The 1,404-nt window shown below is 45.9% G+C and carries 2 protein-coding genes; both read right to left on the bottom strand.

Going from position 1 to position 1,404, the window contains the following annotated elements; translation table 11 throughout:
* On the bottom strand, positions 1–611 hold a 611-nt coding region (locus AAGF08_RS20350), incomplete at its 3' end, for a hypothetical protein (protein ID WP_343513289.1).
* A gap of 7 nt (positions 612–618) precedes the next feature.
* On the bottom strand, positions 619–1,404 hold a 786-nt coding region (locus tag AAGF08_RS20345), incomplete at its 5' end, for an ATP-binding protein (protein WP_343513288.1).

Genomic DNA, 1,404 nt, shown 5'->3' with positions numbered 1-1,404 from the left:
CTGACATAAGAGGACCCCATACCTTGGTCCACATCAAAATATTGTAAATTGGTAAGGGCATCTTTAAAAGCCGGGGGCAGGGCTTTGGTGGGTAAGGGTTGAATGGCTTTTACTGTTTTGCCCCGGGCAGGTATCGGTATGCCGGTGGGTATGGTGTCACCGATAGAATTAATTAAAACAAAATCTTTGTTGCCTTCGCCTAATTTAACGGTTTTAAGTTGACTGTGGTCAACCGGAAAAGTTGGCAGGTTTTCGGGTATTTTGTGTCGGTTGGGGTGGGTATTGTGCCTTTCAAGACTTTGCGGAGAAGTAGCTTTCACCACTCTGGGTTTTGCCACACTGTCCGGGTGGATGAGTTTTCCCCTTGAGGGTATGGGTACACCGGTGATGAGCGTGTCGCCACTGCTCAAAATGTTGGGTTTGATGCTATCGCCTGTTACAGGGTTTATGGCATAACCACCTTCGGGGTTGGCTGCAATGGTTTGGGGTTGCGGAAAGAGTGATGTGGGGGCAGTTCCGTCATCTTTTGGGCTGCGGTTGCAGGCGGCAAATAGGAGAAGGGGAAGGATGAAATGTATTTTCCCTAAAAATTGTGATGATGTCGTTCTCATAGTCATTTTATATGGGTAATTCAATGGTAAATTCTGTGCCTGCCTCGCCGGCAGGCAGACTTGATCCTTCTTTCGTCTCCACCTTTAACTCGCCCCCATGTGCTTTCACAATATCATAACTCAGCGATAGCCCAAGCCCGGTTCCTTGACCGGTTGGTTTAGTCGTAAAAAACGGCTGAAAAATTTTGTCTTTGATGTCATCGGGGATTCCAGATCCGTTGTCCGAAACCCTGATTTCAATTCCATTGTCCGATTTTCTTGTCGAAACTTGAACTAAAGGTTTTTCAACTCCAGCAGCCGCACTTCCGCTAGGCTCAGTACAGGCCTGAAATGCGTTATTAATCAAATTGAGCAAAACACGACCAATATCTTGAGGAATTACATTCACTTTGGGTAAATTCGGATCGAAGTTTGTTTTAAAGTCAGCACTGAATGATTTGTCTTTGGCTCGAAGTCCATGGTAGGATAACCTCAAATATTCATCCGCAAGCGCATTGATGTCTGTGGGTATTTTCTCACCGGAACTGCTTCGGCTGTGTGCGAGCATGCCTTTTACAATGGCATCAGCCCGCTTGCCGTGGTGATGGATTTTTGTCAGGTTTTCTTTGATATCCCTTAGGATTTCGCTGACCAAAGCCTCGTCTCTTATTTCTTGGTTTTTGTCTCTTTCTTCTTCTATTTCCTCAATCAGCTCATTACTGACTTCACTGAAGTTATTCACAAAATTCAGCGGGTTCTGGATCTCATGAGCAATGCCTGCAGTTAGCTCCCCAAGGCTCGCCATTTTCTCGGA

Source organism: Algoriphagus sp. SE2 (genome assembly GCF_039563885.1).
Taxonomy (GTDB): Bacteria; Bacteroidota; Bacteroidia; order Cytophagales; family Cyclobacteriaceae; genus Algoriphagus.
Note: the sequence above shows the minus strand (reverse complement) of the source record. Positions and strands in the feature narration are given on the sequence as shown.